The sequence below is a fragment of the Streptococcus sp. GMD4S genome, from assembly GCF_000296955.1.
The window spans coordinates 1-1,491 of record NZ_AJRE01000500.1; the positions used below are offsets into that span (position 1 = coordinate 1).

Here is a 1,491-nt window from a genome sequence, read left to right on the forward strand (position 1 = left end):
TCGCAACTTTGTCAAAGTCTGTTCCTTCTTCGACAGTCAAGTTTTGACGTGTCAAGACAAGGGCAGTTGGTGTTTTTTCGCTTGTCACAGCAAGGTACCAAGCCGCTTGCGTTTCACGCGCATCTGCTGGGCGGAAAACATTGAGATTTGGCATAGCACGGAGACCTGCTAAGTGTTCAACTGGTTCGTGAGTTGGACCATCTTCACCAACTGCGATCGAATCGTGGGTAAAGACATAAGTCACAGGAAGTCCTTGCAAGGCTGACAAACGGACAGCTGCTTTCACATAGTCAGAGAAGACAAAGAAAGTACCACCGTATACACGAAGTCCACCATGAAGAGCCATCCCGTTCAAAATCGTTCCCATTGCAAATTCACGAACACCAAACTGAATGTTGCGGTTCAAGCGATTAGCGTCGTCTTGAAGTCCGTCCGTTTTGATATAAGTCATGTTTGAGTGAGCAAGGTCAGCTGATCCACCTAGGAAGGTTGGTAGCTTAGCTGCTACAACATTCAAGGCATCCTGACTCGAGTTACGAGTTGCTTGAGAAAATCCATTTTCTAAGGCTGGGAAGTCTGCTGGAGTCACCTCAACTGGGTCACGGCCGTCAATAATGGCTTCTACTTCTGCAGCCAGTTCTGGATGAGCCTCTTTATAGTCAGCAACTAATTTAGTCCAAGCTTGATAAGCTGATGCGCCACGATCTGCAACATTTTCTTTGAAATCAGCATAAACTTCAGCTGGAATTTCAAATGGTTCGTAGTCCCAACCAAGGGCTTGACGAGTTGCGGCAGTTTCATCTGCTCCAAGAGGAGCACCGTGTACAGCATTAGTTCCTTGTTTGTTTGGAGAACCGTATCCAATAACAGTCTTCACTTCAATCAAAGATGGTTTTCCTGAAGCTTTAGCTGTTTCGATAGCAGCATGAATAGCCTCAAGGTCTGTTCCATCTTCAACCAAGGCTGTGTGCCAACCGTAGGCATTGTAACGGTCACGAACACTTTCTGTGAAGGAATCTTTTGTCTCACCATCCAAGTTAATGTCATTTGAATCATAAAGAACAACCAACTTGTCGAGTTTTTGCAAACCTGCGTATGAGGCTGCCTCACTTGAGACACCTTCCATCAAGTCACCGTCTCCACAGATCACATAAGTATAGTGGTCAAAGATATTGAAGCCTTCGCGATTATACTTCGCTGCAAGGAAACGTTCTGCTTGGGCAAAACCAGTAGCAGTAGAAATCCCTTGTCCTAGAGGACCAGTTGTAGCATCAACCCCTGCAGTATGCCCAAATTCTGGGTGACCTGGTGTTTTTGAACCCCATTGGCGGAAGTTCTTGACTTCATCCATGCTAACATCTTCAAAACCAGAAAGGTGAAGAAGGGCATAGAGAAGCATAGAACCGTGTCCTGCTGAAAGAATAAAGCGATCGCGGTTGATCCAGTTTGGTTGAGCTGGATTGATACGAAGTTGCTTTGTAAAGAGGCTAT

The 1,491-nt window shown here is 45.7% G+C and carries 1 protein-coding gene; it reads right to left on the reverse strand.

Features of this window, described 5'->3' with window-relative positions:
- A partial coding sequence (gene tkt / locus GMD4S_RS12100) for a transketolase (RefSeq protein WP_000311748.1) occupies positions 1-1,491 on the reverse strand: 1,491 nt, incomplete at both ends.